General features: G+C 73.1%; 21 protein-coding genes. 18 read left to right on the top strand and 3 right to left on the bottom strand.

From position 1 onward, the window contains the following. Positions 1-89 precede the first annotated feature (89 nt). The 7 genes from BXA11_RS01750 to BXA11_RS01780 all read left to right on the top strand — a co-directional run bounded on the left by BXA11_RS01750 (position 90) and on the right by BXA11_RS01780 (position 5,978). On the top strand, positions 90-1,124 hold the full coding sequence (locus BXA11_RS01750; protein WP_076432151.1) for an LLM class F420-dependent oxidoreductase: 1,035 nt from the start codon (positions 90-92) through the stop codon (positions 1,122-1,124). 145 nt (positions 1,125-1,269) lie between these two features. Continuing rightward, positions 1,270-2,331 (top strand): M24 family metallopeptidase, encoded by a 1,062-nt coding sequence (locus BXA11_RS01755; RefSeq protein ID WP_076432153.1) that lies wholly within the window; start codon positions 1,270-1,272, stop codon positions 2,329-2,331. A gap of 25 nt (positions 2,332-2,356) precedes the next feature. Further along, the gene (gene efp, locus BXA11_RS01760) at positions 2,357-2,917 is read left to right on the top strand and encodes an elongation factor P (RefSeq protein ID WP_030509034.1); all 561 of its coding nucleotides are present in this window, start codon (positions 2,357-2,359) and stop codon (positions 2,915-2,917) included. A 1-nt stretch (position 2,918) separates the two neighbouring features. After that, positions 2,919-3,329, top strand: a complete 411-nt coding sequence (gene nusB, locus BXA11_RS01765; RefSeq protein WP_030509035.1) for a transcription antitermination factor NusB — start codon at positions 2,919-2,921, stop codon at positions 3,327-3,329. A 114-nt stretch (positions 3,330-3,443) separates the two neighbouring features. Further along, positions 3,444-4,166 (top strand): methyltransferase domain-containing protein, encoded by a 723-nt coding sequence (locus BXA11_RS01770; RefSeq protein WP_030509036.1) that lies wholly within the window; start codon positions 3,444-3,446, stop codon positions 4,164-4,166. A gap of 42 nt (positions 4,167-4,208) precedes the next feature. Further along, positions 4,209-5,453 carry a DNA polymerase IV gene (locus tag BXA11_RS01775; RefSeq protein ID WP_076432155.1) on the top strand — a complete coding sequence of 415 codons (1,245 nt, stop codon included), beginning with the start codon at positions 4,209-4,211 and terminating at the stop codon, positions 5,451-5,453. Positions 5,454-5,600: 147 nt separating this feature from the next. Then, entirely contained in the window at positions 5,601-5,978 is a 378-nt protein-coding gene (locus BXA11_RS01780) for a DUF3040 domain-containing protein (protein ID WP_030509038.1), read from the top strand. Positions 5,979-6,098: 120 nt separating this feature from the next. Here the strand turns inward: BXA11_RS01780 and BXA11_RS01785 are convergent, their stop codons facing one another. The 3 genes from BXA11_RS01785 to BXA11_RS01795 all read right to left on the bottom strand — a co-directional run bounded on the left by BXA11_RS01785 (position 6,099) and on the right by BXA11_RS01795 (position 10,893). Beyond that, a complete protein-coding gene (locus BXA11_RS01785) occupies positions 6,099-8,543 on the bottom strand; it encodes a transglutaminase TgpA family protein (RefSeq protein ID WP_076432157.1) in 2,445 nt (814 codons plus the stop codon). A gap of 35 nt (positions 8,544-8,578) precedes the next feature. Further along, complete coding sequence (locus BXA11_RS01790) at positions 8,579-9,835, bottom strand: DUF58 domain-containing protein (protein WP_076432159.1); 1,257 nt, start codon at positions 9,833-9,835, stop codon at positions 8,579-8,581. Between the two features lie 77 nt (positions 9,836-9,912). After that, a complete protein-coding gene (locus BXA11_RS01795) occupies positions 9,913-10,893 on the bottom strand; it encodes an AAA family ATPase (protein ID WP_030509041.1) in 981 nt (326 codons plus the stop codon). Between the two features lie 499 nt (positions 10,894-11,392). On the opposite strand from BXA11_RS01795, the gene mraZ reads away from it, so the two are divergent. The 11 genes from mraZ (at position 11,393) to murC (ending at position 25,969) form a co-directional block, all read left to right on the top strand. After that, positions 11,393-11,824 (top strand): division/cell wall cluster transcriptional repressor MraZ, encoded by a 432-nt coding sequence (mraZ, locus tag BXA11_RS01800; RefSeq protein ID WP_030509042.1) that lies wholly within the window; start codon positions 11,393-11,395, stop codon positions 11,822-11,824. A gap of 283 nt (positions 11,825-12,107) precedes the next feature. Beyond that, positions 12,108-13,031 carry a 16S rRNA (cytosine(1402)-N(4))-methyltransferase RsmH gene (rsmH, locus tag BXA11_RS01805; RefSeq protein ID WP_083743875.1) on the top strand — a complete coding sequence of 308 codons (924 nt, stop codon included), beginning with the start codon at positions 12,108-12,110 and terminating at the stop codon, positions 13,029-13,031. Further along, entirely contained in the window at positions 13,028-13,807 is a 780-nt protein-coding gene (gene ftsL, locus BXA11_RS01810; RefSeq protein WP_143734039.1) for a cell division protein FtsL, read from the top strand. Before rsmH ends, ftsL begins: the two co-directional genes overlap by 4 nt. Positions 13,808-14,742: 935 nt before the next feature. Next, positions 14,743-16,473: a peptidoglycan D,D-transpeptidase FtsI family protein gene (locus BXA11_RS01815; protein ID WP_239104823.1), complete on the top strand. Its 1,731-nt coding sequence runs from the start codon at positions 14,743-14,745 to the stop codon at positions 16,471-16,473. A gap of 79 nt (positions 16,474-16,552) precedes the next feature. Then, positions 16,553-18,124: a UDP-N-acetylmuramoyl-L-alanyl-D-glutamate--2,6-diaminopimelate ligase gene (locus BXA11_RS01820; protein ID WP_076432457.1), complete on the top strand. Its 1,572-nt coding sequence runs from the start codon at positions 16,553-16,555 to the stop codon at positions 18,122-18,124. A gap of 63 nt (positions 18,125-18,187) precedes the next feature. Next, positions 18,188-19,555, top strand: coding sequence for a UDP-N-acetylmuramoyl-tripeptide--D-alanyl-D-alanine ligase (locus BXA11_RS01825; protein WP_030509047.1), 1,368 nt, complete (start codon positions 18,188-18,190; stop codon positions 19,553-19,555). Continuing rightward, a complete protein-coding gene (gene mraY, locus BXA11_RS01830; RefSeq protein ID WP_030509048.1) occupies positions 19,552-20,628 on the top strand; it encodes a phospho-N-acetylmuramoyl-pentapeptide-transferase in 1,077 nt (358 codons plus the stop codon). The genes BXA11_RS01825 and mraY overlap by 4 nt, the downstream gene beginning before the upstream one ends. Further along, entirely contained in the window at positions 20,610-21,986 is a 1,377-nt protein-coding gene (gene murD, locus BXA11_RS01835; protein WP_076432164.1) for a UDP-N-acetylmuramoyl-L-alanine--D-glutamate ligase, read from the top strand. The genes mraY and murD overlap by 19 nt, the downstream gene beginning before the upstream one ends. After that, the gene (ftsW, locus tag BXA11_RS01840) at positions 21,983-23,467 is read left to right on the top strand and encodes a putative lipid II flippase FtsW (RefSeq protein WP_083743877.1); all 1,485 of its coding nucleotides are present in this window, start codon (positions 21,983-21,985) and stop codon (positions 23,465-23,467) included. The genes murD and ftsW overlap by 4 nt, the downstream gene beginning before the upstream one ends. A gap of 1 nt (position 23,468) precedes the next feature. Continuing rightward, positions 23,469-24,548, top strand: a complete 1,080-nt coding sequence (gene murG, locus BXA11_RS01845) for an undecaprenyldiphospho-muramoylpentapeptide beta-N-acetylglucosaminyltransferase (RefSeq protein ID WP_030509051.1) — start codon at positions 23,469-23,471, stop codon at positions 24,546-24,548. After that, entirely contained in the window at positions 24,545-25,969 is a 1,425-nt protein-coding gene (gene murC / locus BXA11_RS01850) for a UDP-N-acetylmuramate--L-alanine ligase (RefSeq protein WP_076432167.1), read from the top strand. The genes murG and murC overlap by 4 nt, the downstream gene beginning before the upstream one ends. Positions 25,970-25,997: the final 28 nt, after the last annotated feature.

Genomic DNA, 25,997 nt, shown 5'->3' on the forward strand with positions numbered 1-25,997 from the left:
TCACGACCGCTCCCGCTGGCTAGCCTTGGGACCCGAGTACGGAACATCATTCGGTTACTGGCGGGTTCAAGCGCGGAAGGACGAAGCGGATGCGGATCGGGATGGCCCTCAACTACTCGGGGGGCTTCAAGGAGACCGTCGCCGAGCTGGCCGACTACGAGAAGGCCGGGCTCGACATCGTGTTCGTGGCCGAGGCGTACAGCTTCGACGCCGTCAGCCAGCTCGGTTACATCGCGGCGAGGACCGAGCGGCTGCAGATCGCCTCGGGCATCCTGCCGATCTACTCCCGTACGCCGGCCCTGCTGGCCATGACGGCCGCCGGTCTCGACTACGTCTCCGACGGGCGGTTCACGCTCGGCCTCGGCGCCTCCGGCCCGCAGGTGATCGAGGGCTTCCACGGCGTGCCGTACACCGCGCCGCTCGGCCGCACCCGCGAGGTGATCGAGATCTGCCGCAAGGTCTGGCGGCGCGAGCGGCTGGAGTACTCCGGCAGGCACTACACGCTGCCTCTGGAAGGCGGCACCGGCCTCGGCAAGCCGCTCAAGCTGATCAACCACCCCGTGCGCGAGCGCATCCCGATCGTGATCGCCGCCATCGGGCCGAAGAACGTGGAGCTCGCCGCCGAGCTGGCCGAGGGCTGGGAGCCGATCTTCTACATGCCGGAGAAGGCCGGCGAGGTGTGGGGCCCCTCGCTGGCCGCCGGTCGCGAGCGCAGGGATCCCGCTCTCGGCGAGCTGGACGTGGTCGCGCAGGCCGTGCTCGCGATCGGCGACGACGTCGACGGCGTGCTTGAGCTGGGCCGATCCATGGCCGCCCTCTACATCGGAGGCATGGGCGCCAAGGGCAGGAACTTCTACAACGACCTCGCCCGCCGCTACGGCTACGAGAAGGAGGCCGAGCAGATCCAGGACCTCTACCTGGAGGGCAAAAAGAAGGAGGCCGAGGCGCTGGTGCCCAGGGAGCTGCTGGAGCGCGTCTCGCTGATCGGCCCGGAGGGCCACGTGCGGGAGCGGCTGGCCGCGCTGCGCGAGGCCGGGGTGACCACGCTCAACGTCGCCCCCGTGGCCCACACCCACGAGGAGCGTGTGCGGCTCATCGAGAAGATCAGGGACATGGCGGCCTGAGCCGTCCGGCCGGCGCGGGCAACCGGCGCCCCCGCGCCGTCCTGCGCCGTCGCCCCGCGCCGTCGCGCCGCCCGAGTGGGCGGCGCGGCGCGGGATGCCCCGGCCGCGGCGTGTGAGGGGCGCCGTGCGGGCGTAGAGTCCGGGCGTGACGTACGAAACTCGCCGCGCGCGGCTGGCCGCGGCGCTCCCCGGGCACGACGCGGCCGCCGCTCTGGTCACCTGGCCGGTCAACGTCCGTTATCTGACCGGCCTGAGCAGTTCCAACGCCGCCGTGCTCGTCACCGCGACGGGTGAGGCCGCGCTCGCCACCGACTCGCGCTACCTGGAGACGGCCCAGGCGGTGTGCCCGGGCGTCGAGGTGATCGAGGACCGCGACGTCGCGGGGGTGCTGCTCGGCCGCGTGCCGGGCGCGGCGCGGGTCGCGGTGGAGGCCGACCACATGCCGGTGGGGCTGTTCCAGCGGCTGACCGCCGAGCACGCCGGCCTCCATCCGGTCGGCGGCCTCGTGGAGGCCGTCAGAGCCGTGAAGGACGAGGGGGAGATCGCCGCGCTGCGGCGCGCCTGCGCGATCACCGACGAGGCGTTCTCCGCGGTCCTGGGGCGCATCGCCCCCGGCGTCACCGAGCGGGAGATCGCCCGGTGGCTGGAGGCCGTCATGGTCGAGCTCGGCGCCGACAAGCCGGCCTTCGACTCCATCGTGGCGAGCGGCCCCAACGGCTCGATCCCGCACCACTCGCCCTCCGGCCGGCAGGTCGAGCGGGGCGACCTGGTGACCATGGACTTCGGCGCCCGCTACGACGGCTACCACGCGGACATGACCCGCACGGTCGCGGTGGGCCCGCCCGCCCCCTGGCAGCGTGACCTCCACGACCTCGTACGGCAGGCCCAGCGCGCGGGCCGCCACGCCGTACGGGCGGGGGCGACGGCGCACGAGGTGGACGCGGCGGCGCGCGAGGTGATCGCGGAGGCGGGTCACGCCGAGCGGTTCGGCCACGGGCTGGGTCACGGAGTCGGACTGGAGATCCACGAGCTGCCGTTCCTGGGCCCTGGCAGGACCGGTAGACTAGAGGATCGAGTTCCGATCACCGTCGAGCCGGGGGTCTATCTCCCGGGCAGGGGCGGTGTGCGCATCGAGGACACGCTTGTGACGCGTGGTGACGGGCCGGAGCTTCTCACACTGACGACCAAGGAGCTGCTCGTCCTGTAGGGCAGCCGCACGCGGGAGACGCTACGTGGCGACGACGAACGACCTGAAGAACGGACTCGTGCTCAAGCTCGACGGTGGGGAGCTGTGGACCGTTGTCGAGTTCCAGCACGTCAAGCCGGGTAAGGGCGGTGCGTTCGTCCGCACCAAGCTCAAGAACATCCTGTCCGGGAAGGTCGTCGACAAGACCTTCAACGCCGGCGTGAAGGTCGACGTGGCGAACGTCGACAAGCGCGACATGCAGTACTCCTACCTCGACGGCGACGACTTCGTGTTCATGGACACCGAGACCTACGACATGGTCAACATCCCGCGTGACGTGGTGGGCAGCGCGGCCAACTACATGCTGGAGAACACGACCGCGACCATCGCCTTCAACGAGGGCAACCCGCTGTACGTCGACCTCCCGGCGGCCGCGGAGCTGACGATCTCGCACACCGACCCGGGCCTGCAGGGCGACCGCTCCACCGGCGGCACCAAGCCCGCCACCCTGGAGACCGGCGCCGAGATCAAGGTCCCGCTCTTCATCACGACCGGCGAGAAGGTCAAGGTCGACACTCGCACCGGCGAGTACCTCGGTCGGGCCTGACGTGTCGGCTCGGGGGAAGGCCCGCCGCCGCGCGCTGGACATTCTCTTCGAGGCCGAGGCCCGGCAGCTCAGCCCACTCAACGTGCTCGCCGAGCGGGTGGAGCGGGCCGACCCGCCGGTCAACGAGTACACCTCCTTCCTCGTCGAGGGCGTGGTCCGGCACCTGGACCGCATCGACGAGCTGATCTCGACGTACGCCGAGGGCTGGACCCTGGAGCGCATGCCGGCCGTGGACCGCAACGTCCTGCGCGGCGGGACCTACGAGATGCTGTGGTCGGAGGAGGTTCCGGAGGGCGTGGTCATCAGCGAGTGGGTGCACCTGGCCGCGGAGCTGTCGACCGACGAGTCGCCGCAGTTCGTCAACGGGCTGCTGGCCCGCTTCAAGCAGCTCAAGCCCTCGCTTTCGCTCTGACCCCACGGCCCCTCGGTCCGGCAGCCCGGCAGCTCCCGCGGCTGCGGCGGTTCCGGGAGGCCGACAGCTCCGAGAGGCCCGACAGCTCCGTCAGGCCCGATAGGGAGGCCGTAAGTGCGTGACGCCACACGCCGCGCCGTCGTCTGGGAGGCGCTTCGCGCGCTCCTGGCCGAGCGGACGGCCGCCACCGGGCGCGACACGCTCGACATCGTCGACGCCGGCGGCGGCACGGGCGGTTTCGCCGTGCCGCTGGCCACGCTCGGGCACGCCGTGACCGTGGTCGACCCGACCCCCGACTCGCTGGCCGCGCTGGAGCGCCGCGCCGCCGAGACGGGCGTCGGCGTGAAGGGCCTGCAGGGCGACGCCGCCGACCTCGGCGACCTGCTGGAGCCCGGCAGCGCCGACCTGGTGCTGTGCCACAGCGTGCTGGAGTACGTCGAGGACCCGGCGGGGGCGCTGGGCGCGGTCGGCGGCATCCTGCGGCCGGGCGGCGTGGTGAGCGTGCTGGCCGCCAACTCGGTCGCCGCCGCCGTCCACCGCTCGCTGGCCGGTCACTTCGACGAGGCGCGCCGGGTGCTGTCGGACCCGGCGGGCCGCTGGGGCGACCGCGACCCCACGCCGCGCCGCTTCTCCCGCGAGACGCTGGGCGCGCTGCTCGCGGGCGCCGGGTTCACCGTCGGCGAGGTGCACGGCGTGCGGATCTTCGCCGACCTCGTCCCGGGCATGTTGGCCGAGGGCGACCCCGAGGGCCTCGTCGCGCTGGAGCGGGCGGCGGCCACCCATCCCGTGCTCCGCGACGTCGCCACCCAGATCCACGTCATCGCCTACCGCCAGTAGAAAAGACGTTCGGATAGCGCGGTGGTCGGGTAGGGTGACCTCATGTCCCGGAACCAGCTGCTGCCTCGGGATCCGTCGCCACCGCCGGACGGGCCGGTCGACGACAGCGGCTGCCACATCCTGCACGTGGACATGGACGCCTTCTACGCCAGCGTCGAGCTGCTCGACCGTCCGGAGCTGCGGGGCACCCCGGTCATCGTCGGCGCCACCGGCGCGCGCGGGGTCGTGCTGAGCGCCACCTACGAGGCCCGCAGGTTCGGGGTCCACTCGGCGATGCCGATGACCCGGGCCCGGCGCATCTGCCCGCAGGCCACGGTCATCCCGCCCCGCCACGCCGCGTACGCCGAGGTGTCCCGCGGCGTGATGGAGATCTTCAAGGCGATCACCCCCGAAGTGGAGCCGATCGCCTCCGACGAGGCGTTCCTCGACGTCGGCGGGGCCCGCCGCAGGCTCGGCAGCCCCGCGGACATCGCCCGGATGATCCGCGCCCAGGTGGCCGAGCGCTTCGGCATCACCTGCTCGGTGGGGGTGGCGAGCACGAAGTTCGTGGCCAAGCTCGCCTCGCGCCAGTGCAAGCCGGACGGCCTGCTGGTGGTCCCGGCCGACCGGGTCGTGGAGTTCCTGCACCCGCTGCCCGTCGCCGCCCTGTGGGGCGTGGGAGAGCGCACCGAGCAGGCCCTCGTACGGCTGGGCATCCGCACCGTGGGAGACCTGGCCCAGGTGCCGGTGGCGACGCTCCAGCGCGAGTTCGGCGCCGTCGGCGCGCACCTTGCGGCCCTGGCCTGGGGGCGCGACGAACGCCGGGTGGTGCCGCACGCGCCCGACAAGAGCATCGGCAACGAGGAGACGTTCCCGCACGACGTCGACGACCCCGAGACGATCAGGCGTGAGCTGCTGCGACTGTCGGAGCGGGTGGCCGCGCGCCTGCGGGCCGGTGGGCACGTCGGCCGCACGGTCAGCGTCAAACTCCGTCGATCCGACTTCACGACCATCACCCGGTCGCGTACGCTGCGCGAGGCGACCGACGTCGCGAAGGAGATTTTCGACACATCATGCGAGCTCTACGAGGCCGCCGGGCTGGAGCGGGTGCGGTTGCGGCTGGTCGGCGTGCGTGTGGAGAACCTGATCCCGGCCGCCGCGGCGACGCGTCAGCTGGGCCTGGGGGAGCGGGAGACCGGCTGGCGGGAGGCCGAACAGGCCATGGACCGGGCGGCTCGCCGTTTCGGCCCGGACGCGGTGAAGCCGGCATCGCTTGTTCGGCGTCCGTTTGGTCCAATAGGTCTATGACGTCACCTCCGGTTTGGACCGCGTTGGACGTTTTCTTTCGCCTACGTCTGAGGCCTCGTATTCTGGGGATAACCGACCGCGAGGTTCGGACACCCCGTGTCGTCCGTTGCCGTCTTCCCCTGAATGGGGCCGTCCTTGGGAGGCGCCGTGCCGCTGTCTGAGCACGAGCAGCGCTTGCTCGACCAGATCGAGCAGGCCCTCTATGCCGAGGACCCGAAGTGGGCGAACACCGTACGGATCAGCGATCCGCGCAGCCACTACAAGCGCCGCCTGGTGAAGGCCTCCATAGGCTTCGCACTCGGCGTGGTCCTGCTGATGGTCGGCGTCGTCGCGGCCCAGATCTGGCTCGGTGCCGCCGGCTTCGTGGTCATGCTGGCCACCTGCCTGTGGGGCCTGTCGAGCTGGAAGCGTATGAACGGGTTCGGTGACTCCCCGCCGACCCGCAGCCGCGGCCGCCGCCCCCAGCGCCAGAGCTTCATGGAGCGCATGGAAGAGCGCTGGCGCCGCCGCCACGACGAGCACTGATCCCCATCTGAATCCGAGCCACCGCCGGTGGGCCCGCTTCCCGGGCCCACCGAGTCGTCTGCGGCGACCGGCGCCCCCGGCCCCCTCTCGTCTGACGAGCGGCCGCCGGGGGCCGGCCGATCAGCGGCGGGAGCCGGTGAGGGTCCGCTCCCTGTCGAGGTCGCCCGCTCCGGCCCGGGCGTCGCCCGGGCGCTCCGGCGTGACCGTTCGCGTTCCATCGGGCCGCGCCCGCCAGAGCCGGGGCCGCAGTCCCTCCAGCCGGTCGAACACGTCGAGCGCGCCCTCGCCGGCCGCCCGCACCCGCAGCAGGACGGACATCGGGGCGAACACGGCCCCCAGGCGCCGCCACCGTGAGGCCTTCGACGCCAGATCGCGCCTGATCCGGTGCAGGTCCGCCGGTGCGGGCCCCGACGCCGAGGGCGTGGGAGCGTACCTGAGTCGTTCCTCGGACGTGACGACGCGGGTGAGCGACTCGGCGGCCTGCGGCCCGAGCGCGTATCGCTCGCCGATCCTGCGGCCGAGCGCGCGCGGCGTCTCGCTCGGCTCCCCGGCCATCCCCAGGTCCGTGAGCATGTCGCGCAGCTCGGCCCAGGCCGCGTGGCCTCCCGTCGCCGTCCGCGTGATCCGGCGAAGGCGGCGGCGGCGCATCGCGAGCCGCGCGGCGGCGGGCAGCAACAGCAGCGCGAGCGCGGCGGCGGCGCCGATGCCGATCTTGACGGGCACGGGCGTGCCCGGGTCGGCCGCGATGGCCGTGCCGTCGAGGTCGCGGTCGAGCTGGCGTGGGTTCGGCCGGGCCGGCCCCGCGCTCTGGTCGCCGTCGTCCTCCTCGTTCGCCGACGGCCCGTCGGACGGGTTCGCCGTGGGACCGTCCGTCGGCGTGACGGGCAGCGAGTACAGCGGCACCTGGGCCGTGCCCTGCCCGGCGGCCCCGGCGGGGGTGGGCTCGAACCGCAGCCAGCCGATCCCGTCGAAGAACAGCTCCGGCCAGGCGTGGGCGTCGTGGGTGCGGACCGTCCACTCGTCGCCGATCTTGGTGCCGCCCGTGTATCCGATCGACACCCGCGCCGGGATGTTGAGCAGGCGCGCCATCACGGCCATCGCCCCGGCGAACTGCTCGCAGTAGCCGGTGCGGTCGCGCAGCAGGAAGCGGGACAGCGCCTGCGCGCCCGACCCCGACGCGCGCACGTCGTAGGTGAACCGGCCGTTCCGGGTGAACCACTCCTGTAGCGCCACCGCGGCCTCGTACGGTGTGGCGGCGTCGGCGGTGACCCGGCGCGCGAGGGCGGCCACCCGGGGGTCGATCCCGTCGGGCAGTTGCAGGTAGCGGTCGCTTTCCGGGAGGGTCACCGCCGTGCGCAGCTCGGTCACGGTGGGATCGGGCTCCTCGGTCACCACCCGATAGTCCAGCCCGGCCGCCTCGTCATCGGTGGAGAAGACCATGAGCGAGGACCGGTCCGCCCGCCAGTCGCCGTCCGCGTCGACCTGCCTGGCCGGATACGGCAGCGGCAGGAAGTTGAGCTTGTCGATCTCATCGCTCATCGTGACCCGCATCTCGGCGCGCTTCACCGAGACCCCTGGCCGGAGCCCGGGAGCGGGCGGCAGCGGCCCCTCCGACACGCGGTCCTCCGGGCGTCCGCGCAGCGGGGCCAGCGTCCACTTCGTCCCGTCGAAGATGTCGAGAGAGTAGATCCGCAGGTAGCGCGGCACGTTGTCGCTGCTGGTGTAGGTGAGCACGGTCGCGTTGCGCTGCTGCCTGAGCTGGCCGCCGAGCTTGGCGATGGCGTCGGGGATGCCGATGTTGCCGCCGCCCCCGCCGAGGCCGTTGCCGACGCCGAAGCCGAACAGCGGATCGGGGGAGAGGGCGGGTAGCACCGCGGGCACCAGGACCGCCAGCGCGATCGCCGTCACGCCGATGCGCTTGCCCGACAGGGCGAGCCGCTCGGTGTCGGGAGCGGCGCCGCGCGCGGAGCCGGCGGAACGGCGTACCACGACGGCCCGGCCCCAGCGGCTCAGGCGCTCCCGCCCGTCGGCGACGAGCAGGCCGACGTAACCGAACGCCGCGACGACGAACGCGATCCACCCGATCGGCTCCGTGATCACCGCTGCGGGCACGGTGAACAGGGCGAGCAGCGGCAGCCCGGCCAGCGCCGCCCGGCGCAGCCGCACCGCGAGGACGTCCACGAGCAGGGCGATCAGCGCCACGCCCGCCGTGGTGAGCAGCATGATGCCGGCGTTGTCCGGCACCGGGGCGGCGTACCGCTGGATGTCGTCGAACCCGGAGCCGATCAGCTCGGCCAGCCCGGCGAGCGAGTCCTTGGTCGGGATGATCCGCAGCCATGCCTCGTCCGGCGTGAAGACGAGCGTCAGGTAGAGCAGGACCGCCACGGGTGTCACGGCGGGCGCCACCCACGGGCGGGCGCCCAGGTGGGAGGCCACCGCCCCGGCCACGGTGGTGACGAGGATCGCCCCCAGACAGGACCAGAACCAGGTGCCGCCCTCGAAGAGCGGGTAGAGCGTGATCGTGACGGCCGCCGTGGCCAGCCCTGCCGCAACCGGCAGTTTCATTGCTTCCTACCTTCCGTCCCGCCGGAGCGGCCGGCTCAGGCCGCGCTCCTCTTGTTTCCGGCCTCCGGCCACACGCCGGCGAGCGAGGCGCCCGCGGGCAGGTCGAGCACCCGCCACCCCGCACCGGTCAGGATCGACCGCGCGGCTCGCGCGTTCTCCTCGGCGACGGCGTCCCAGGAGGCCCCGTGCCCGGAAGCGCGGTCCCAGGAGGCGAGATCGAGCAGGATCGCGACGGCGGTCACGCCCGCGTGCCTGAGCTGGGCGAGAGTCCGGGCCTCCTCGGGGTCGAGCGCCCCGAGGACCGCGATGATCAGCCCCTCACCGCCGCCCTGGCGCAGCGCGCCGACGCCGTGTTCCAGTGAGCGCGCCGTGCTCGGCCGGACGACGGCGAGGGTGTCGAGCAGCGACCACGACTGGCCGGTGTCCACCACGTGCCGCGCGCCCTGGTCGGTGACCAGGCGCAGGGCGAGCCCCTCCGCGGACAGGTGCACGCCGATGGACGCGGCGGCGGAGACCGCGACCTCGAACGACGAGCGCGGCCCCTCGCCCCGGTGGGCGTGCCTGCGGGTGTCGAGCAGCAGCGCGCCCCGGCTCTGCCACTCCTGCTCCTCGCGCCTGACCATCAGCTCGCCGTGCCGCGCGGTCGAGCGCCAGTGGACCCGGCGCAGGTCGTCGCCCTGCCGGTACTCGCGGGGCGCCACGTCGTCGTCGCCCGCCGCCGCGACCGACCGCGTACGGCTGTCGCCGCCGCCGCTGTACTCGCCGGAAAGGCGCACCGGCGGCAGCGGCACCACCTCGGGCGTGACCACGAGCGTGTCGGTGATGGTGAACGAGCGGGCCAGCTCGACCAGCCCGAACGGGTCGGCGATCCGCACCGAGAGCGGCCCGATCGGGAAGCGCCCGCGCAGGTCCGAGCTCACCTTGTAGTCGATCTCCCGGACGCCGCGCGACTCCATCCGGTCGAGGACGAACCTCGGCCGCGTGCCCAGCGCGTACTGCAGGGTGTCCTCCACCAGCAGCAGTCCGGTGGGCAGCCGGGTGACGTTCTCCAGCCGCAGGGTGACCGTGGTCTCCTCGCCGGCCTGTACCCGCGCCGGGGTGAGCCGTCTGGCGCAGGCCAGCCGGTAACGCGTGCGGGCCACGACCAGCGACGCGATCAACGGCATCGCGATGATCATCACGGACACGCGCAGCAGGTCCTGCTCGCCGAGGACGAGGGCGCACAGCAGGGCCGCCACGCCCGAGGCGAGGAACGAGCGTCCTCGCGGGGTCAGAGCCTTCAGCCCGATCATGGGCCCTCCGTCACTTGCTCACTGTCGCGTCGCCGGGCGCGCACCGGCCCCACTCGCACCCTGCTCACTCGCGTCCGCTACTTGGCGTCGGGGACCGGGACGCGCCGCACCAGCTCGCCGACGAGCTGTTCGGGGTGGCGGCGCTGCCCCTGCGCCTCCAGGCTGGGCAGCAGGCGGTGCGCCAGCACGGGGACGGCCAGGTCCTGCAGGTCGTCCGGGATCACGTAGTCGCGGCCGGACAGCGCGGCGTGGGCCCGCGCGCTGCGCACCAGATGAAGGGTGGCACGCGGGGAGGCGCCGAGCCGCAGGTCGGGGGAGTGCCTGGTGGCCGAGACCAGGTCGACGGCGTAGCGCTTGACCGGCTGGGAGACGTAGACCGCGCGCACGGCCTGGATCAGCGCGGCCACCTCGGTCGTGGTCGCCACCGCCTCCATCTTGTCCAGCGGCTGTGAGGCGCCGTGCACGTCGAGCATCTCCAGTTCGGCGGCCGGTTCCGGGTATCCCATGGCGATCTTGGCGGTGAAGCGGTCGCGCTGCGCCTCGGGGAGGGGATAGGTGCCCTCCATCTCGATCGGGTTCTGGGTCGCGATGACCATGAACGGCGACTCCAGCGCGTAGGTCACGCCGTCGACCGTGACCTGATGCTCCTCCATGCACTCAAGGAGGGCGGACTGCGTCTTGGGGGAGGCGCGGTTGATCTCGTCGCCGACGACGATGTTGGCGAAGACCGGTCCGGGCTTGAACTCGAACTCCCGCGTCTGCTGGTTGTACGCGCTGACACCGGTGATGTCGCTCGGCAGCAGGTCGGGGGTGAACTGGACGCGCTTGACCGGGCAGTCGATAGAGCGCGCCAAGGCCTTGGCGAGCATCGTCTTGCCCACGCCGGGCACGTCCTCGATCAGCAGGTGGCCCTCCGCCAGGAGCACGGTGATAGTGAGGCGGACGACGTCGCTCTTGCCCTCGATCACTGATTCGATCGAGTTGCGGATCCGGTGGGCGGTGTCGATCAGATCCTCGAGCCGGGCTGAAGCATCGGTGACGTCGGGAGTTACTGCCACCAGGCCTCCATGAGGGTGCGTCCCCGAGAATGGGGCGTTATACGTTCCTTTTCCATTCTGTGTACCGACCCTATGTCCCCTCTGGTTCTGGGGCGACTTTGTCCGGAAATCCGGGTGAACTGCCCACAGTGTTGTGGCATCCCTTCACGGTCACGTGGCGCGTTCGTCCGAATCCCGTGACATCCCGTGACACGTGAAGCCGCGGCGCCCCGGCGCGCTCCACTTCCCCCCACCGAGTTCCTCCACCGGGCTCCCGGTGCCGCCGGGAACCCCGTACGCGCCGGGGTTTCCGTGATGCCCGACACGCCCGCGCGAGGGGTGGGGGCGCCGCCGCGCCCCACTCCGACCCACCCCGTTTCACCTGCGAAAACGCCGCCGATTTTGAATGCCGACACGTTCAGAATCAGTTGACGGTGGGGAGAAGTGGAGTATGGTGGTGCGCAGTGGAGGGCAGGGGCTATAGCGCTGAGCGCTCCGCAAGGCACAGGAGGTGGGTCCGGTGTTCCTCGGCACCCACCACCCGCGCCTCGACGACAAAGGACGGCTGTTCCTGCCGGCGAAGTATCGCGAGGAGCTGGCGGAGGGTCTGGTGATCACCAAAGGCCAGGAGCGCTGCCTCTACGTCTTCCCCGTAGAGGAGTTCCAGCGCATCACCGAGGCCCTGCGTACCGCTCCGGTGACGGCGAAGGCGGTCCGCGACTACAGCCGTGTCTTCTTCGCCAGCGCGTCCGACGAGGTACCGGACAAGCAGGGACGCATCACGATTCCCCAGACGCTGCGGCGGTACGCCGGGCTGGAACGTGACTGCGTCGTGATCGGCGCCAACACGCGACTGGAGATCTGGGACGCCCAGGCATGGGACACCTACCTGGAGACCCAGGAGCAGGCATTCTCCGATCTGTCGGAGGAGGTGCTGCCCGGGATTCTGTAGATCGGTCCATTCTTTTGATCAATTGACCCGTCGGTGACGTTCGGCGAGGTCTCCACCCGCTCCCATGTGGCAGCTGATGCACCTTCCCCGGTGTCAGACGCCACGGCCGGCGACGCGGATGGGGACCTGGCCGGACGGGTCGGTTCCCCGGGAACCGGCATGGGTGGGGGTCCGTTGGGTAGTCACCGGCGGCACAGCCGCGAATCCGCGAGTACTGCGGCGTAAATGGGGGTTGGAAGCGTTGTCGCAAGAGCCCGGTCAGCCGGGTGGTCACGTTCCGGTCATGCTCGATCGCGTGCTGGAGTTGCTCGCTCCGGCGTTGTCCGGACCGGACCCGGTGGCCGTGGACGCCAACCTCGGCCTCGGCGGGCACGCCGAGGCGCTTCTGGCCGCCCACCCCTCCCTCCACCTCGTCGGCATCGACCGCGACCCCACCGCCATCGAGCGTTCCACCGCCAGGCTCGCGCCGTACGCGGACCGGATCACCCTGGTGCGCGCCGTCTCCGACGAACTGGCCGACGTGCTCCGTGACGCCGGACGGCCCCGCGTGAACGCCGCCCTGTTCGACCTCGGCGTGTCCTCCCCTCAGCTCGACGAGGCCGAGCGCGGTTTCGCCTATTCCTACGACGCCCCCCTCGACATGCGGATGGACCGCGAGCAGGAGCTCACCGCCGAGGTTGTGGTGAACACCTACTCCGCCGCGGACCTCACCCGCATCCTGCGCGACTACGGCGAGGAGCGCTTCGCGGCACGCGTCGCGAACCTCATCGTGAAGGAGCGCGCCAAGGACCCCATCACCAGCACGAAACGGCTTGCCGATCTGGTCCGCGCGGCGATACCCGCCGCCACGAGGCGGACCGGAGGCAACCCGGCCAAGAGAACGTTCCAGGCGCTGCGCATCGAGGTGAACGGAGAGCTGTCGGCGCTCGAGCACGCGCTCCCCGCCGCGCTCGGCGCGCTGACGCTGGGCGGGCGCGTGGTCGTGCTCGCCTACCACTCCCTTGAGGACCGGCTCACCAAGCAGGTTCTCGCGGCGCGAACCAGGGACACCAGCCCCCCCGGGCTGCCGGTCCCCCTGGAGGCTCACCAGCCCCGGTTCCGCCTTCTGACGAGGGGAGCGGAGCTCCCGGACGACGAGGAGGTGGCCCGCAATCCGCGGGCGGCCTCGGCCCGCTTGCGGGCGGCAGAGAGGATCCGCGAGGGATGAGGACAGAGCAGGAGAGCAGGAGGACGGCCGGGCGCACGGCCGCGCCGCCCCGCGTGCCCGGCCGCACGCCGGGCCGGACCGCCGCGACGGCGGACGAGGCCGTCGCCGCTCCGGACAAGCGCCGCGTCCGTCCCGGCGCGCCCACGACAGGCGACGCCCGAGCGCGTGAGGCGGTCCCGGCCCCCCGCGGCGGCGCGGCGGCGTCCGCGGGATCCGTCGCGGCCCCGAATCGCGACGGCTCCCGGGCGCGTACGGCCGCCCCCGCCACTTCCGGCACGGCCGCATCGCGTACGGCCGCGTCCCGCACGCCCACATCGCGCACGGCCACCCGTCCCGCGCCGTCCCGTGAGGCCCGCGGCCTCCCCGAGGTCGCGCCCGCTCCGCGGCGCGTCCGGCGCGGTGGTTCGGAAACCCGGCCGGCGGCGACCGCGCGTGCCACAATGGCGCGGCGGGCGTTCCGGCGGCCGCCGCGTGCGCCCTTCGTGCTGCTCGTCGTGGGCCTTATGTGCGGTGGCCTGGTGACCCTCCTGCTGCTGAACGTGGTCCTCTCGCAGGACTCGTTCAGGCTGAGCGACCTGCAGTCGAGCATCGACGAGCTGCACGAGCAGGCCGCGGAGCAGGAGAACCAGCTCCGCCAGTGGACGCAGCCGAACGCGGTGAAGGAGCAGGCCGCGGCGCAGGGACTCGAACCCGACGCGTCCCCGCCGAAGTTCATCGACGCGGGAGGCGGCGCGGCGACGCAGGAGCAGGCCCAGAAGGAGGGCACGGACCGGTGAGAGACAGCGGCCGGAACCCGGGTCCCGGCCGCGGGGGTCCCAATGGGCGAGGCGGTGGCCAGGGCCCGGGCGGTGACAGGAGGAGCCCGGGCTCCCCGGGGCGGCCGTCCCGCCAGGACGGGCCGCCGAGGCCGGGCCGTCCCGGCCGTCCTGCCGACCCCGGACGCGACGACGCGACGGGCGGCCCGTCCCGGCGCGGCCGGACCGGAGGCGCTCCGGAAGGCGGAGGCGGCCGGGGCGGCGGCCGGGCGGACGGTGCTCGCGACGCCACGGGCGGGCGCGACGACATCAGGAACGGCCGTGGCGGCGAGTCGCCCGGCCGGCGCACCGGCGGGCCGCGCAGCGGCGTGCCGGGTCACGGCGGGCGAGGAGGCGCGTCCGGCGCTGCCGGCCGCCCACGCACCGCGGCCGCCGGCGATCCGCGTCCCGGCGCTTCCGGAAAGTCCGGCTCCTCGGGAAAGCCCGGTGTCTCAGGAAAGTCCGGCGCCCCAGGAAGGCCCGGCTCCTCGGGAAGGCCCGGCGTCTCCGGAAAGCCAGATGTCTCCGGAAAACCCGGCGCTTCGGGAAAGTCCCCCGGAAGGTCAGGCGCCCCCGGAAAGCCCGGCGTTTCCGGCAGACCCGGCGTCCCGGGGACATCGGGAACGACCGGAGACGGTGTTCCCTCGACGGGAGGCGCTCCGGGCAGGTCCGGCGCGCCACGGCCCTCCACGCCGAGGCCGTCCGCGCCGAGGCCGTCCACGCAGGGAGCGCCCGGCGGGGCAGGCGGCACCGGCGGGGGCCGTTCCCGCGCCGGCGGCGCCCCGCCGCGCCCTTCCGGCTCGCAGCGCCCCTCCGGTCCGCAGCGGTCCTCGGGCCCGCCGCGCCCCTCCGGCCCGCAGTGGCTGCCGGGCTCGCAGCGTTTCTCGGGCCCGCCGGGCCCGCCGCGTCCGCCCGCCGTGCTCCGGCTGGGCAACCCCGCCCGGCGGCTGCGGGCGGCGCTGGTCGTGATGGCGATCGTGCTGTCGCTGTTCGCCGGCCGGTTGGTCCAGCTCCAGGGGTTCGACTCCAAGGTGCTGCAGGCGAGGGCCGCCGAGCAGCGCGTGCGGCCCGAGACCCTGCCGGCGAAGCGCGGCTCGATCACCGACGCCGGGGGCCACGACCTCGCCGTGACGGTCGAGGCCAGGGAGATCTACGTCGACCCCAAGGACGTCGACCCGGCCAAGCGCGACCTGGTCGCCACCACGCTGGCGCGGGAGCTGAACAAGCCCAAGGAGGAGATCGCGGCCGCGCTGGCCAAGACCACCCAGCGGTACATCCCGCTCGCCCGCGACGTCGAGCCGCCGCGGGCCAAGCGCATCATGGGCTTCGAGCTCAAGGGCGTGGGCGCGAAGGAGACCTACCGCCGCCTCTATCCCGGAGGCACGCTCGCGGGCGGCCTGCTCGGCTTCGTCGGCGTCGACGGCAGGGGCCTGGAGGGCCTGGAGAGCGCGTACGACGACATCCTGGCGGGCAAGGACGGCAAGCAGAGCGTCGAGCTCGGCGCGAACCGGCAGCGCATCCCCATGACGCGCAGCCAGCGCGAGGCGCCGGTGCCCGGCCGGGACGTCCGCCTGACCATCGACAGGGACCTCCAGTGGGCCGCGGAGCAGGCGCTCGACCGGCAGGTCCGCGAGAGCCGGGCCCGCAGCGGCAGCGTGATCGTCATGGACGTGCGGACCGGGCAGATCCTCGCCATGGCGAACGCGCCCCAGGCCGACCTCAACGACTGGCAGTCGGCCCCGGCGGATGAGCGCACCAACCGGGCCGTGTCGGAGGTGTTCGAGCCCGGCAGCACCAACAAGGTGATCACGGCCGCGGCGGCGATGGAGGCGGGCGCGGTCACCCCCGAGACCGTCTTCCGCGTGCCCGACCACATCCAGTGTGCCGACCAGCAGCTCAAGGACGCCCACCCGCACAAGCCGGAGCCGCTGACGTTCACCGGGATCCTCGCCGAGTCGAGCAACGTGGGCACGATCATGGTATCGGAGAAGATCCCCAGCCAGCGGCTGTACGACATGTTCCGGTCCTTCGGATTCGGTGCGCGCAGCGGATCCGGGGTCCCCGGCGAGCAGGCCGGCCTGCTGCCCCAGTGGCAGACGTGGTCGGGCAGTCAGCGCTGTACGATCGCCTACGGCCAGGGCATCTCGGTCACCGCGCTGCAGATGGCCAGCGTCTACCAGACGATCGCCAACGGCGGAGTGCGGATGACCCCCTCGATCGTGGCGGGCACCACCGACGCGCACGGCGCGTTCGTCCCCAGCCCCCCGGCCAAGGGCACCCGGGTGATCAGCCAGACCACCGCAAACAAGATCGCGCTCATGCTGGAGGCCGTGGTGGGCCACGAGGGCACGGGAGAGGAGGCCTCCATCGAGGGCTACCGTGTCGCGGGCAAGACCGGCACCGCCATGCGGTACGACGAGAAGTGCGCGGGATACTGCGGGTACACCGCCACGTTCGTCGGTTTCACCCCCGCGGACCAGCCCCGGCTGATGGCCCTGGCGGTCATCCAGGACCCGAAGAAGGACCACTACGGCGGCTCCGTCGCCGCCCCGGTGTTCAAGGACGTCATGACTTTCGCGTTGAAGAACAGGAAGATCCCGCCGACCGGCACGAAGGCGCCCGCGATGGTCCTTCGCCCGTCGGAGTGACGGCGGCGTGACCGGAGCCGGAGTGGCCGGGACGGGCGACGGAGAGGGGTACGCTCTCGCCGTGCGTTCCCCGTCGTCCATGCGTCCAGAGGCCGCCCAGGCCCGTCCGCTGTCCGCCCTGGCGTCCCTGCTCGGCACGTCGTCGGCCGTCCCGTCCCCAGGAGCGCGGGCGGTGCGCGGCACGGTCACCGGCATCACCCTCGACTCGCGCCGGGTGCGGCGCGGCGACCTGTACGTGGCCGCGCCCGGGAAGGCCCGGCACGGCGCGGAGTTCGCCGCCGACGCCCTGGCGTCGGGCGCGACGGCGATCCTGACCGACGCCGACGGCCGCGACCGGGCCGTCGCCACCGGGTTGCCGGTGCTCGTCGTGCCCGATCCGAGGGCGGTGCTCGGGCAGGTCGCCGCCTGGGTGTACGGCAAGCCCGCGGCCGGCATCACGCTCATCGGCGTCACCGGCACCAGCGGCAAGTCCACCTCGACGTTCCTGCTGGAGGCGGGCCTGCGGGCGGCGGGCCACCGCACCGGCCTGGTCGGCGGCGTGGAGATCCGCGCGGGCGACGTGCGGTTCGTCCCCGAGCTCACCACCCCCGAGGCGACCGACCTGCAGGGGCTGTTCGCGCTGATGCGCGAGCGGGGCGTGAGCGCGGCGGCCATGGAGGTCTCCAGCCACGCCCTGGCCCTCGGCCGCGTGGACGGCCTGTTCTACGACGTGTCGATCTTCACCAACCTCTCGCAGGACCACCTGGACTTCCACCGCGACCTTGACGACTACTTCGCGGCCAAGGCACGGCTGTTCACCCCCGAGTTCAGCCGGGCGGGCGTGGTGAACGTCGACGACGCCCACGGACGGGAGCTGGCCGCGACGGCCAAGATCCCGATCACCACGTTCTCCGCCACCGGGGCGCCGGAGGCCGACTGGCGCGCCGAGGACGTGCGCCTCGGCTCCGCGGGCAGCACGTTCCGCCTGGTCGGTCCCGGCGGGGTCGAGGCCGATGTGTCGGTGGCCCTGCCCGGCCCGTTCAACGTGGCCAACACGCTCGGCGCGCTGGTGGCGCTGGTGGAGGCCGGGGTCCCGCTGCAGGCCGCGGTGACCGGCGTCGGCGAGTTCGGCGGCGTGCCGGGCCGGATGGAGCGGGTGCCGGGCGCGGACGACGTCCAGGTGATCGTGGACTACGCGCACAAGCCGGGCGCGGTGGAGTCGGTCCTGCGCTCGCTGCGCGCCGTGCTGGACGACGGGCCGGGAGGCCGCCTGGTGATCGTGCTGGGCTGCGGCGGCGACCGCGACCGCGGCAAGCGCCCGATGATGGGCGAGGCCGCCGTCCGCCTCGCCGACCTCGCCGTGTTCACCAGCGACAATCCTCGGACGGAGGACCCGCTCGCGATCCTCGCCGCGATGCTGGAGGGCGCGCTGCGGGTACCTATCGAGGAGCGGGCCCACGTGGTCGTGGAGCCGGACAGGGCGGCCGCCATCCGTCTGGCGATCGGCGGTGCGGTGCCCGGAGATGTGGTAGTTGTGGCCGGCAAGGGGCACGAGCAGGGGCAGTATGTCGGGGGCGAGGTCATTCCCTTCGACGACCGTGAGGTGGCCGCCGCGGCCGTCGCCGAGCGGAGCGGGGCACGGCGGGCGGCGCGAGAGGCCGCCGATGCGTGAGCCGAGGCCGGGCCGTGCCCTGGCGGCCGAGTTAGCGACGCGAAAGAGAGCAGGAAAGACACCATGATCCCGTTGCCGCTGGCCCGGGTCGCCGAGATCACGTCCGGAGCGCTCAACGAGGCGGCCGACCCCGCGGCCGTGGTCCGGGGGCCCGTCGTGATCGATTCACGGGCGGCCGGACCGGGCTCGCTGTTCGTGGCGATCAAGGGGGAGCGGGCCGACGGGCACGACTTCGCCCGGCAGGCCCGCGACGCCGGCGCCGTCGCCGTCCTCGCCACCCGGCCCGTCGACGCGCCGGCCGTGATCGTGGGCGACCCGCTCGCGGCCCTGGCCTCGCTCGCCACCGCCGTGCTGTCGGAGCTGCCCGGCGCGACCGTGGCCGGGGTGACCGGCTCCGCGGGCAAGACCACGACCAAGGACCTGCTGGCCGGTCTCACCGCCCGGCTCGGCCCCACGGTCGCCCCCGTCGGCTCGTTCAACAACGAGATCGGCCACCCGCTGACCGTCCTCAAGGCCGACGAGACCACGCGCTTCCTGGTCCTGGAGCTGAGCGCGCGCAACATCGGCCACATCGCCTACCTCGCGGGGATCGCCCCGCCCCGCATCGGCGTGGTGCTCAACGTCGGCACCGCCCACCTCGGGGTGTTCGGCGGCAAGGAGGCGATCGCGCAGGCCAAGGGCGAGCTCGTCGAGGCGCTGCCCGCCGACGGGGTCGCCGTGCTCAACGCCGACGACCCGCTGGTGCGCGCGATGGCCGGCCGTACACGCGCGCGGGTGACCTACTTCGGACGCTCGCCTGAGGCGCACGTGCGGGCGGAGGACGAGACGCTCGACGCGGCCGGCCGGGCCTCGTTCACGCTGCGCACGCCGTCCGGCGCCGCCCCGGTCCGGCTGCGCCTGTACGGCGCGCACGCGGTGGAGAACGCCCTGGCCGCGGCGGCGGCCGCGCACGAACTGGGGCTGCCGGTGGCCGGCATCGCCGAGGAGCTGTCGGCGGCCGAGCCGCGCAGCCGCTGGCGCATGGAGGTCGGCGAACGGCCCGACGGCGTGACCGTGATCAACGACGCCTACAACGCCAACCCCGACTCCATGCGGGCCGCCTTCGGCAGCCTCGCGGTGATCGGTGAGGGACGGCGGCGGTTCGCGGTGATCGCCGCGCTGCGCGAACTCGGCGAGGACGGCCCGGCGCTCAACGAGGACCTCGGGCGGCTGGCCGCGGGCGCGGGCCTGGAGGCCGTCGTCGTCGTGGGGGAGGACGCCGAGCCGGTGCTCCGGGGCGCGCCCGGCGCGATCCACGTCCCGGACGCCGCGGCGGCGGTGCGGGAGTTGTCGGACCGGCTCGCGCCGGGCGACGTGGTGCTGGTGAAGGGGCCGCGTGCGGCCGCGCTCGAGCGGGTCGCCGAGGCGATCCTCGGAGGTGACGCCCGGTGAGGAACATCCTCATCGCGGGGGCGATCTCGCTGATGCTGTCCATGGTCGGCACGCCGCTGGCCATCCGGCTGTTCGCCCGCAGGGGTTATGGCCAGAACATCCGGGAGGAGGGCCCGTCGGGGCACTACGACAAGAAGGGCACTCCCACGATGGGCGGCACGGTGATCGTCATCGCGTCGTTGATCGGCTACTTCGTGGCCCACGGCGTGACCGTCTTCTCCGCGGTCACCGACCCTCCGACGGCGTCGGGACTGCTGGTGCTGTTCCTGATGACGGGCCTCGGCGCGGTCGGCTTCCTCGACGACTTCATCAAGATCTACAAGCAGCGCAGCCTGGGCCTGCGCAGCGGCGCCAAGGCGGGCGGGCAGCTCCTCATCGGCGCGATCTTCGCGGTGCTGGTCCTGCGGTTCCCCAACGCCTACGCCGTCACCCCGGCCGACACGCACGTGTCGTTCCTGCGGGACATCGGGCCGTCCATCGGGCTCATCGGGTTCATGATCTGGGTCGTGTTCTTCATCGTGGGCTTCTCGAACGCGGTGAACCTGACCGACGGCCTCGACGGCCTGGCCTCCGGCGCCACCTGCCTGGTCCTCGCGGCGTACGTGCTGATCGGCAACTGGCAGTTGCGCAACAGCTGCACGACGGTCGGCTTCGGCCCCAACTGCTACTGGGTGCGGGATCCGCTCGACCTGGCGGTTGTCGCGGCCGCGGTGCTGGGCGCCTGCCTGGGCTTCCTGTGGTGGAACGCCCCGCCCGCCAAGATCTTCATGGGTGACACCGGCTCGCTGGCCCTCGGCGGCGTGATCGCCGGCCTGGCCTTCACCACCAGGACCCAGCTCCTGCTCGTCATCCTGGGCGGCCTTTTCGCGATCATCACGATGTCCGTGATCATCCAGGTCGGGTCCTTCAAGCTGACCCGCAGACGCGTCTTCAGGATGGCGCCGCTCCAGCACCACTTCGAGCTGTCGGGCTGGGCCGAGACGACGATCGTGGTGCGCTTCTGGCTGATCGCCGCCCTGTGCGTCGCCGCCGGTCTCGGGCTGTTCTACCTCGAATGGATGCCGAAACAGTGAACGTCGTCGTCGCCGGCCTCGGCGTGTCCGGCGCCGCCGCGGCGCGGGCCCTGGCGGCGCGCGGCGAGCGCGTGACCGTGCTGGAGTCCGCGGACGGCGAGCGGCAGCGCGCGACGGCCGCCGAGCTGGCCGAGCTGGGCGTGGAGGTGCGCTTCGGCGAGCCCGCGCTGCCCGCCGGGACCTCGCTCCTGGTCACCTCGCCGGGCTGGCGGCCCACCCACCCGCTGCTCGTCGCCGCCGCGGACACGGGCGTCGAGGTCATCGGGGAGGTGGAGCTGGCCTGGCGGCTGCGGCAGGAGCCCGCCGCCCCCTGGCTGGCGCTGACCGGCACCAACGGCAAGACCACCGCCGTCCGCATGCTCACGTCCATGCTGTCCGCGGCCGGGCACAAGGCCGTGGCCGTGGGCAACGTCGGCGTCCCCATCGTCGAGGCCGTCGACGGGCCCTACGACGTGCTGGCCGTGGAGCTGTCGAGCTTCCAGCTCCACTGGTCCTCGACCCTGGCCCCGCTCGCGGGGGCCGTGCTCAACGTGGCGCCCGACCACATCGACTGGCACGGCTCCATGGAGGAGTACGCCGCGGCCAAGGCGCGTATCTTCGCGGGAGCGGGGACGGTGGTCTACAACGCCGACGACGCGTCGTCGTCCCGCCTGGCCGAGCCGTACGCCTCACGGGTGGGCTTCACGCTCGCCGTGCCCCGGCCGGGGCAGCTGGGGGTCGTGGAGGACCTGCTGGTCGACCGGGCCTTCGTGGCCGACCCCGCCACCTCGGCGGAGGAGCTGTGCTGCCTCGCCGACGTGCGGCCGTTCGCGCCGCACAATGTCGCCAACGCGCTCGCCGCCGCCGCCCTGGCCCGCGCGTACGGCGTGCCGCCCGAGGCCGTGCGGCGCGGCCTGCGGGAGTTCACGCCCGACCCCCACCGGATCGCCCACGTGGCCCGGGTCGGCGAGGTCGACTACGTGGACGACTCCAAGGCCACCAACCCGCACGCGGCCGCCGCGTCGCTGGCCGCCTACGAGTCGGTCGTGTGGATCGCGGGCGGCCAGCTCAAGGGCGCCGACATCGACGACCTCGTACGGCAGGCCGCGCCCCGGCTGCGCGGCGCGGTGCTGCTGGGGACCGACCGGGATGTGATCCGCCGCGCATTGGCGCGACACGCCGCGAATGTCCCCGTGGTGGACGTGCCGGGGCAAGACACTGGGGTCATGGACCGTGTCGTCACCGAAGCCGCCCGGCTCGCCACCCCGGGTGACACCGTGCTGCTCGCCCCCGCCGGGGCGTCACTGGACATGTTCGCGAGTTACGGAGCGCGTGGGGAGGCCTTCGCCCGAGCCGTGCGGCGGCTGGCGGCCCGGTGACGGGGCCCGCGACCGGCCCCGCCGGCGCCGCCACCGCCCGGAAGGCGGAACGCCAGGGGCCCGAGCCCGTCGGCTGGGCCGCCGCCCAGCTCGCCGCCCTGCGCGAGCTGCTCGCCCGCCCGCTGACGTCCTACCACCTGGTGCTCGGGTGCAGCGCGCTGCTGCTGGCGCTCGGGCTGATGATGGTGCTGTCCGCGTCGAGCATCGAGGCGCTGCAGCGGACCGGCGACCCGTTCTACTGGTTCCTCAAGCAGGTCACGTCGGTGGCGATCGGGCTTCCCCTGATGTGGGTCTGCGCCCGGTTGCCACAGCGGTTCTTCCGTCTGGCGGGCTATCCGCTGATGGGCCTGTCGATCCTCGGCCTGCTGATGGTCATCTTCCTCGGCCAGGAGCTGCTGGGCGCCCAGCGGTGGATCGTCATCGGCCCGTTCTCGGTCCAGCCGTCGGAGCCGGCGAAGCTGGCCCTGGTGCTGTGGGGGGCCGACCTGCTCGCGACGCGGGCGCGCTCCGGCCGCATCGAGTGGCGCCAGCTGCTGATCCCGCTGATGCCGGGTGTGGCCCTGCTGGCCGTCCTGGTCATGCTGGGGCGCGACCTCGGCACGACGCTCGTGCTCATGATGATCTTCCTGGCGCTGCTGTGGGTGGTCGGCGCGCCGGTGCGGCTGTTCGGTGGGATCCTCGCGCTGCTCGTGCTGGCGACCGCCACTATGATCGTCGTCGAGCCGTACCGGCTCGGCCGCCTCACCGGCTTCATGCACGTGTGGGAGACCGCGCAGAACGAGGGGTTCCAGTCCGCCCAGGGACTGATGGCCATCGGCTCGGGCGGATGGTTCGGCCTGGGGCTCGGCGCGGGCCGGCAGAAGTGGAACTACGTTCCGCACGCGGAGAGCGACTTCATCTTCTCCATCCTGGGCGAGGAGCTCGGGCTGATGGGGACGCTCGTGGTGGTCGCCCTGTTCGGCCTGCTCGGGTACGCCGGGCTGCGCATCGCCATCAGGACGAAGGACCCCTTCGTCCGGCTGTCGGCCGCCGCCGTCACCGCCTGGATCGCCGGGCAGGCCGTCGTCAACATCGGCGCGGTCATCGGGGTCTTCCCGGTCACCGGCATCCCGCTGCCGCTGGTGTCGTACGGCGGATCGGCGCTGCTGCCGACGCTCGCCGCGCTCGGCATGCTGGTGTCGTACGCCAAGCAGGAGCCCGGAGCGGCCGAGGCGCTGGCCGCCCGTGGCCCGGGACCGGCCGCGCGGGCTCTAAGCTGGCTTGGCCTGAACGGCCGCGCCGGGCGGCGGCCCGCGGCCTCGCGGGCACCGGCCCGTCAGCAGGCGGCACGGCCGCCGACGGCACGAAGAGGAACGACAGGGAACGCACGCGGGAGCATTCGCGAGAAAATCCGGGAAGACGTCCGCGAGAACATCCGCGGCGACGTCCGTGGGAACATTCGCGAAGACGTCCGCGAAGACGTCCGCGAAGACAGGGAGTGACATGAGGGTGGTCCTCGCCGGCGGCGGGACGGCCGGCCATATCGAGCCGGCGCTCGCGCTGGCCGACGCGCTTCGCCGGCTCGACCCGAGGATCGGCATCACCTGCCTCGGCACCGAGCGCGGCCTGGAGACCCGCCTGGTGCCCGCCCGGGGCTACGAGCTCGAACTCGTCCCCGCCGTGCCGTTGCCCCGCTCGCTCAGCCCCAAGCTCCTCACCGTGCCCGGCCGCCTCGCGGGGGCCATCGGCAGCGCCGCGGGCATCCTCGACAAGGTCGGCGCGGACGTCCTGGTCGGCTTCGGCGGGTACGTCGCCACGCCCGGCTACCTCGGCGCCCGGCGGCGCGGCGTGCCGATCGTGGTCCACGAGGCCAACCCCCGGCCGGGTCTCGCCAACCGGCTCGGCGCCCGGCTCACCGAGCACGTCTTCACCGGCCACCCGGACGCCGTGCTCCCGAACGCCGAGTACATCGGCATCCCGCTGCGCCGTGAGATCAGCATGATGGACCGCCTGTCGATGGGCGACAAGGCGCGGTCGTACTTCGGGCTGGAGTCCGACCGGGTGACGCTGCTCGTGTTCGGCGGCTCCCAGGGCGCCCGCTCGGTCAACCAGGCGGCGCTGGAGGCCGCGCCCTACCTGCGGGCGGCGGGCGTCCAGGTGCTGCACGTGATCGGGCCCAAGAACACCGTCGAGGTGGAGCCTCCGCCGGGCGACCCGCAGTACGTCATCCTGCCGTACGTCGACCGGATGGACCTCGCCTACGCCGCCGCCGACCTCGTGCTGTCCCGCGCGGGCGCCATGACCTGCGCCGAACTCACCGCCGTGGGGCTGCCCGCGGCGTTCGTGCCGCTGCCGCACGGCAACGGCGAGCAGCGCCTCAACGCCGAGCCCATCGTGCGGGCCGGGGGCGGGCTGATGGTCGACGACGCGAACCTGTCGGCCGCCTGGATCGTCCAGACGCTTTTGCCGATCCTGAACGACCCCGAGCGCGTGGTCGCGATGTCCGAGGCCGCATCCCGGATGGGCCGCAAGGACGCCGACATGGCGCTCGCCCGCAAGGTGCTGGAGATCGCTCACCGATGAGTCTCGTCAAGCTCGTGGATCCCGTCCCGGCGGCCGACCTGGGGCGGGTGCACTTCATCGGCATCGGCGGCGCAGGCATGTCCGGCATCGCCCGGATCCTGCTCAAGCGGGGCGTGCCGGTGTCGGGCAGCGACGCGCGGCCCTCCGAGCTGCTGGCCGAGCTGCGCGAGCTGGGCGCCGTCATCCACGTCGGCCACGCCGCCTCCCACATCAAGGACGTGGACACGGTCGTGGTGTCCACCGCCATCCGCGACTCCAACCCCGAGCTGGGGGAGGCGCTGCGGCAGAACCTGCGGGTGATCCCGCGTGCCGCCGCCCTGGCCTCGGTCATGACCGGCCGCACCGGCATCGCCGTCGCCGGCACGCACGGCAAGACCACGACCACCTCGATGCTGACCGTGGCCTTGCAGAAGTGCGGCGAGGATCCGTCGTACTGCGTCGGCGGGCAGCTCGTGACGACCGGGCTCGGCGCCGACGACGGCGCGGGCGAGGTGTTCGTCGCCGAGGCCGACGAGAGCGACGGCTCGTTCCTCATGCTCGCGCCGCGCGTCGCCGTGGTCACCAACGTCGAGGCCGACCACCTCGACAACTACGGCGACCCCCAGGCCGTCCACGACAGCTTCGCCCGCTTCGTCGAGCGGATCGGGTCGCTGCTCGTGGTCTGCGCCGACGATCCGGGCGCCGCCGCCCTCGTGCCCCTCGCCCGCGAGCGCGGCCTCACCGTCGTCACGTACGGCGAGAGCGCCGGCGCCGACCTGCGCACGACCGACGTGGTGCCGCGCGGCCTCGGCGTGGAGTTCGGCGTGGAGCTCGGCCCCGACGTGCCCGGAGGTCCGGGACGCGGCGAGGTGCGCCTCGCCGTGCCGGGCCGGCACAACGCGGTCAACGCCACCGCGGTGATCGCCGTGGCGCTCCACCTCGGCCTGCGCTTCGACGACGTCAAGGAGGGCCTGGCCGCCTTCACCGGGGCCAAGCGGCGATTCGAGTCCAAGGGCGAGGCCGCGGGTGTGACGGTCTTCGACAGCTACGCCCACCACCCGACCGAGCTGACCGCCGATCTGCGCGCCGCCCGCGACGTCGTGACCGGCGACGGCCGGGTCATCGCGGTCTTCCAGCCGCACCTGTACTCGCGCACCCGGTTCTTCGCCGACGAGTTCGGCGCGGCGCTCGGCCTCGCCGACGAGGTGATCGTGCTGGACGTGTACGGCGCGCGTGAGGATCCCGAGCCCGGGGTCTCCGGCGCGCTGGTCGCGGGGAAGATCCCGCTTTCCGCCGAGCAGGTCGTCTACGCGCCCGACCGACGGGCGGTGCCGGAGCTCGTCGCCGGCCGGGCCCGCCCCGGGGACATCGTGCTGACCATGGGTGCGGGAGACGTGACGGAGCTCGGCCCGAAGATCGTCGCGGAGCTGTCCGCCCGGTGATGGGCGCCGTGGTGCGCGCCGTGACCCG

It is taken from the genome of Microbispora rosea (genome assembly GCF_900156315.1).
Classification (GTDB): domain Bacteria; phylum Actinomycetota; class Actinomycetes; order Streptosporangiales; family Streptosporangiaceae; genus Microbispora; species Microbispora rosea.

What these genes read in the sequence shown, in the direction of transcription:
- BXA11_RS01750 (WP_076432151.1), top strand. Translation starts at nt 90, where the DNA reads ATGCGGATCGGGATGGCCCTCAACTACTCGGGGGGCTTCAAGGAGACC.
- BXA11_RS01775 (WP_076432155.1), top strand. Translation starts at nt 4,209, where the DNA reads ATGTCCCGGAACCAGCTGCTGCCTCGGGATCCGTCGCCACCGCCGGAC.
- BXA11_RS01785 (WP_076432157.1), bottom strand. Translation starts at nt 8,543, where the DNA reads ATGAAACTGCCGGTTGCGGCAGGGCTGGCCACGGCGGCCGTCACGATC.
- BXA11_RS01790 (WP_076432159.1), bottom strand. Translation starts at nt 9,835, where the DNA reads ATGATCGGGCTGAAGGCTCTGACCCCGCGAGGACGCTCGTTCCTCGCC.
- rsmH (WP_083743875.1), top strand. Translation starts at nt 12,108, where the DNA reads ATGCTCGATCGCGTGCTGGAGTTGCTCGCTCCGGCGTTGTCCGGACCG.
- ftsL (WP_143734039.1), top strand. Translation starts at nt 13,028, where the DNA reads ATGAGGACAGAGCAGGAGAGCAGGAGGACGGCCGGGCGCACGGCCGCG.
- BXA11_RS01820 (WP_076432457.1), top strand. Translation starts at nt 16,553, where the DNA reads ATGCGTCCAGAGGCCGCCCAGGCCCGTCCGCTGTCCGCCCTGGCGTCC.
- BXA11_RS01825 (WP_030509047.1), top strand. Translation starts at nt 18,188, where the DNA reads ATGATCCCGTTGCCGCTGGCCCGGGTCGCCGAGATCACGTCCGGAGCG.
- murD (WP_076432164.1), top strand. Translation starts at nt 20,610, where the DNA reads ATGGATGCCGAAACAGTGAACGTCGTCGTCGCCGGCCTCGGCGTGTCC.
- murG (WP_030509051.1), top strand. Translation starts at nt 23,469, where the DNA reads ATGAGGGTGGTCCTCGCCGGCGGCGGGACGGCCGGCCATATCGAGCCG.
- murC (WP_076432167.1), top strand. Translation starts at nt 24,545, where the DNA reads ATGAGTCTCGTCAAGCTCGTGGATCCCGTCCCGGCGGCCGACCTGGGG.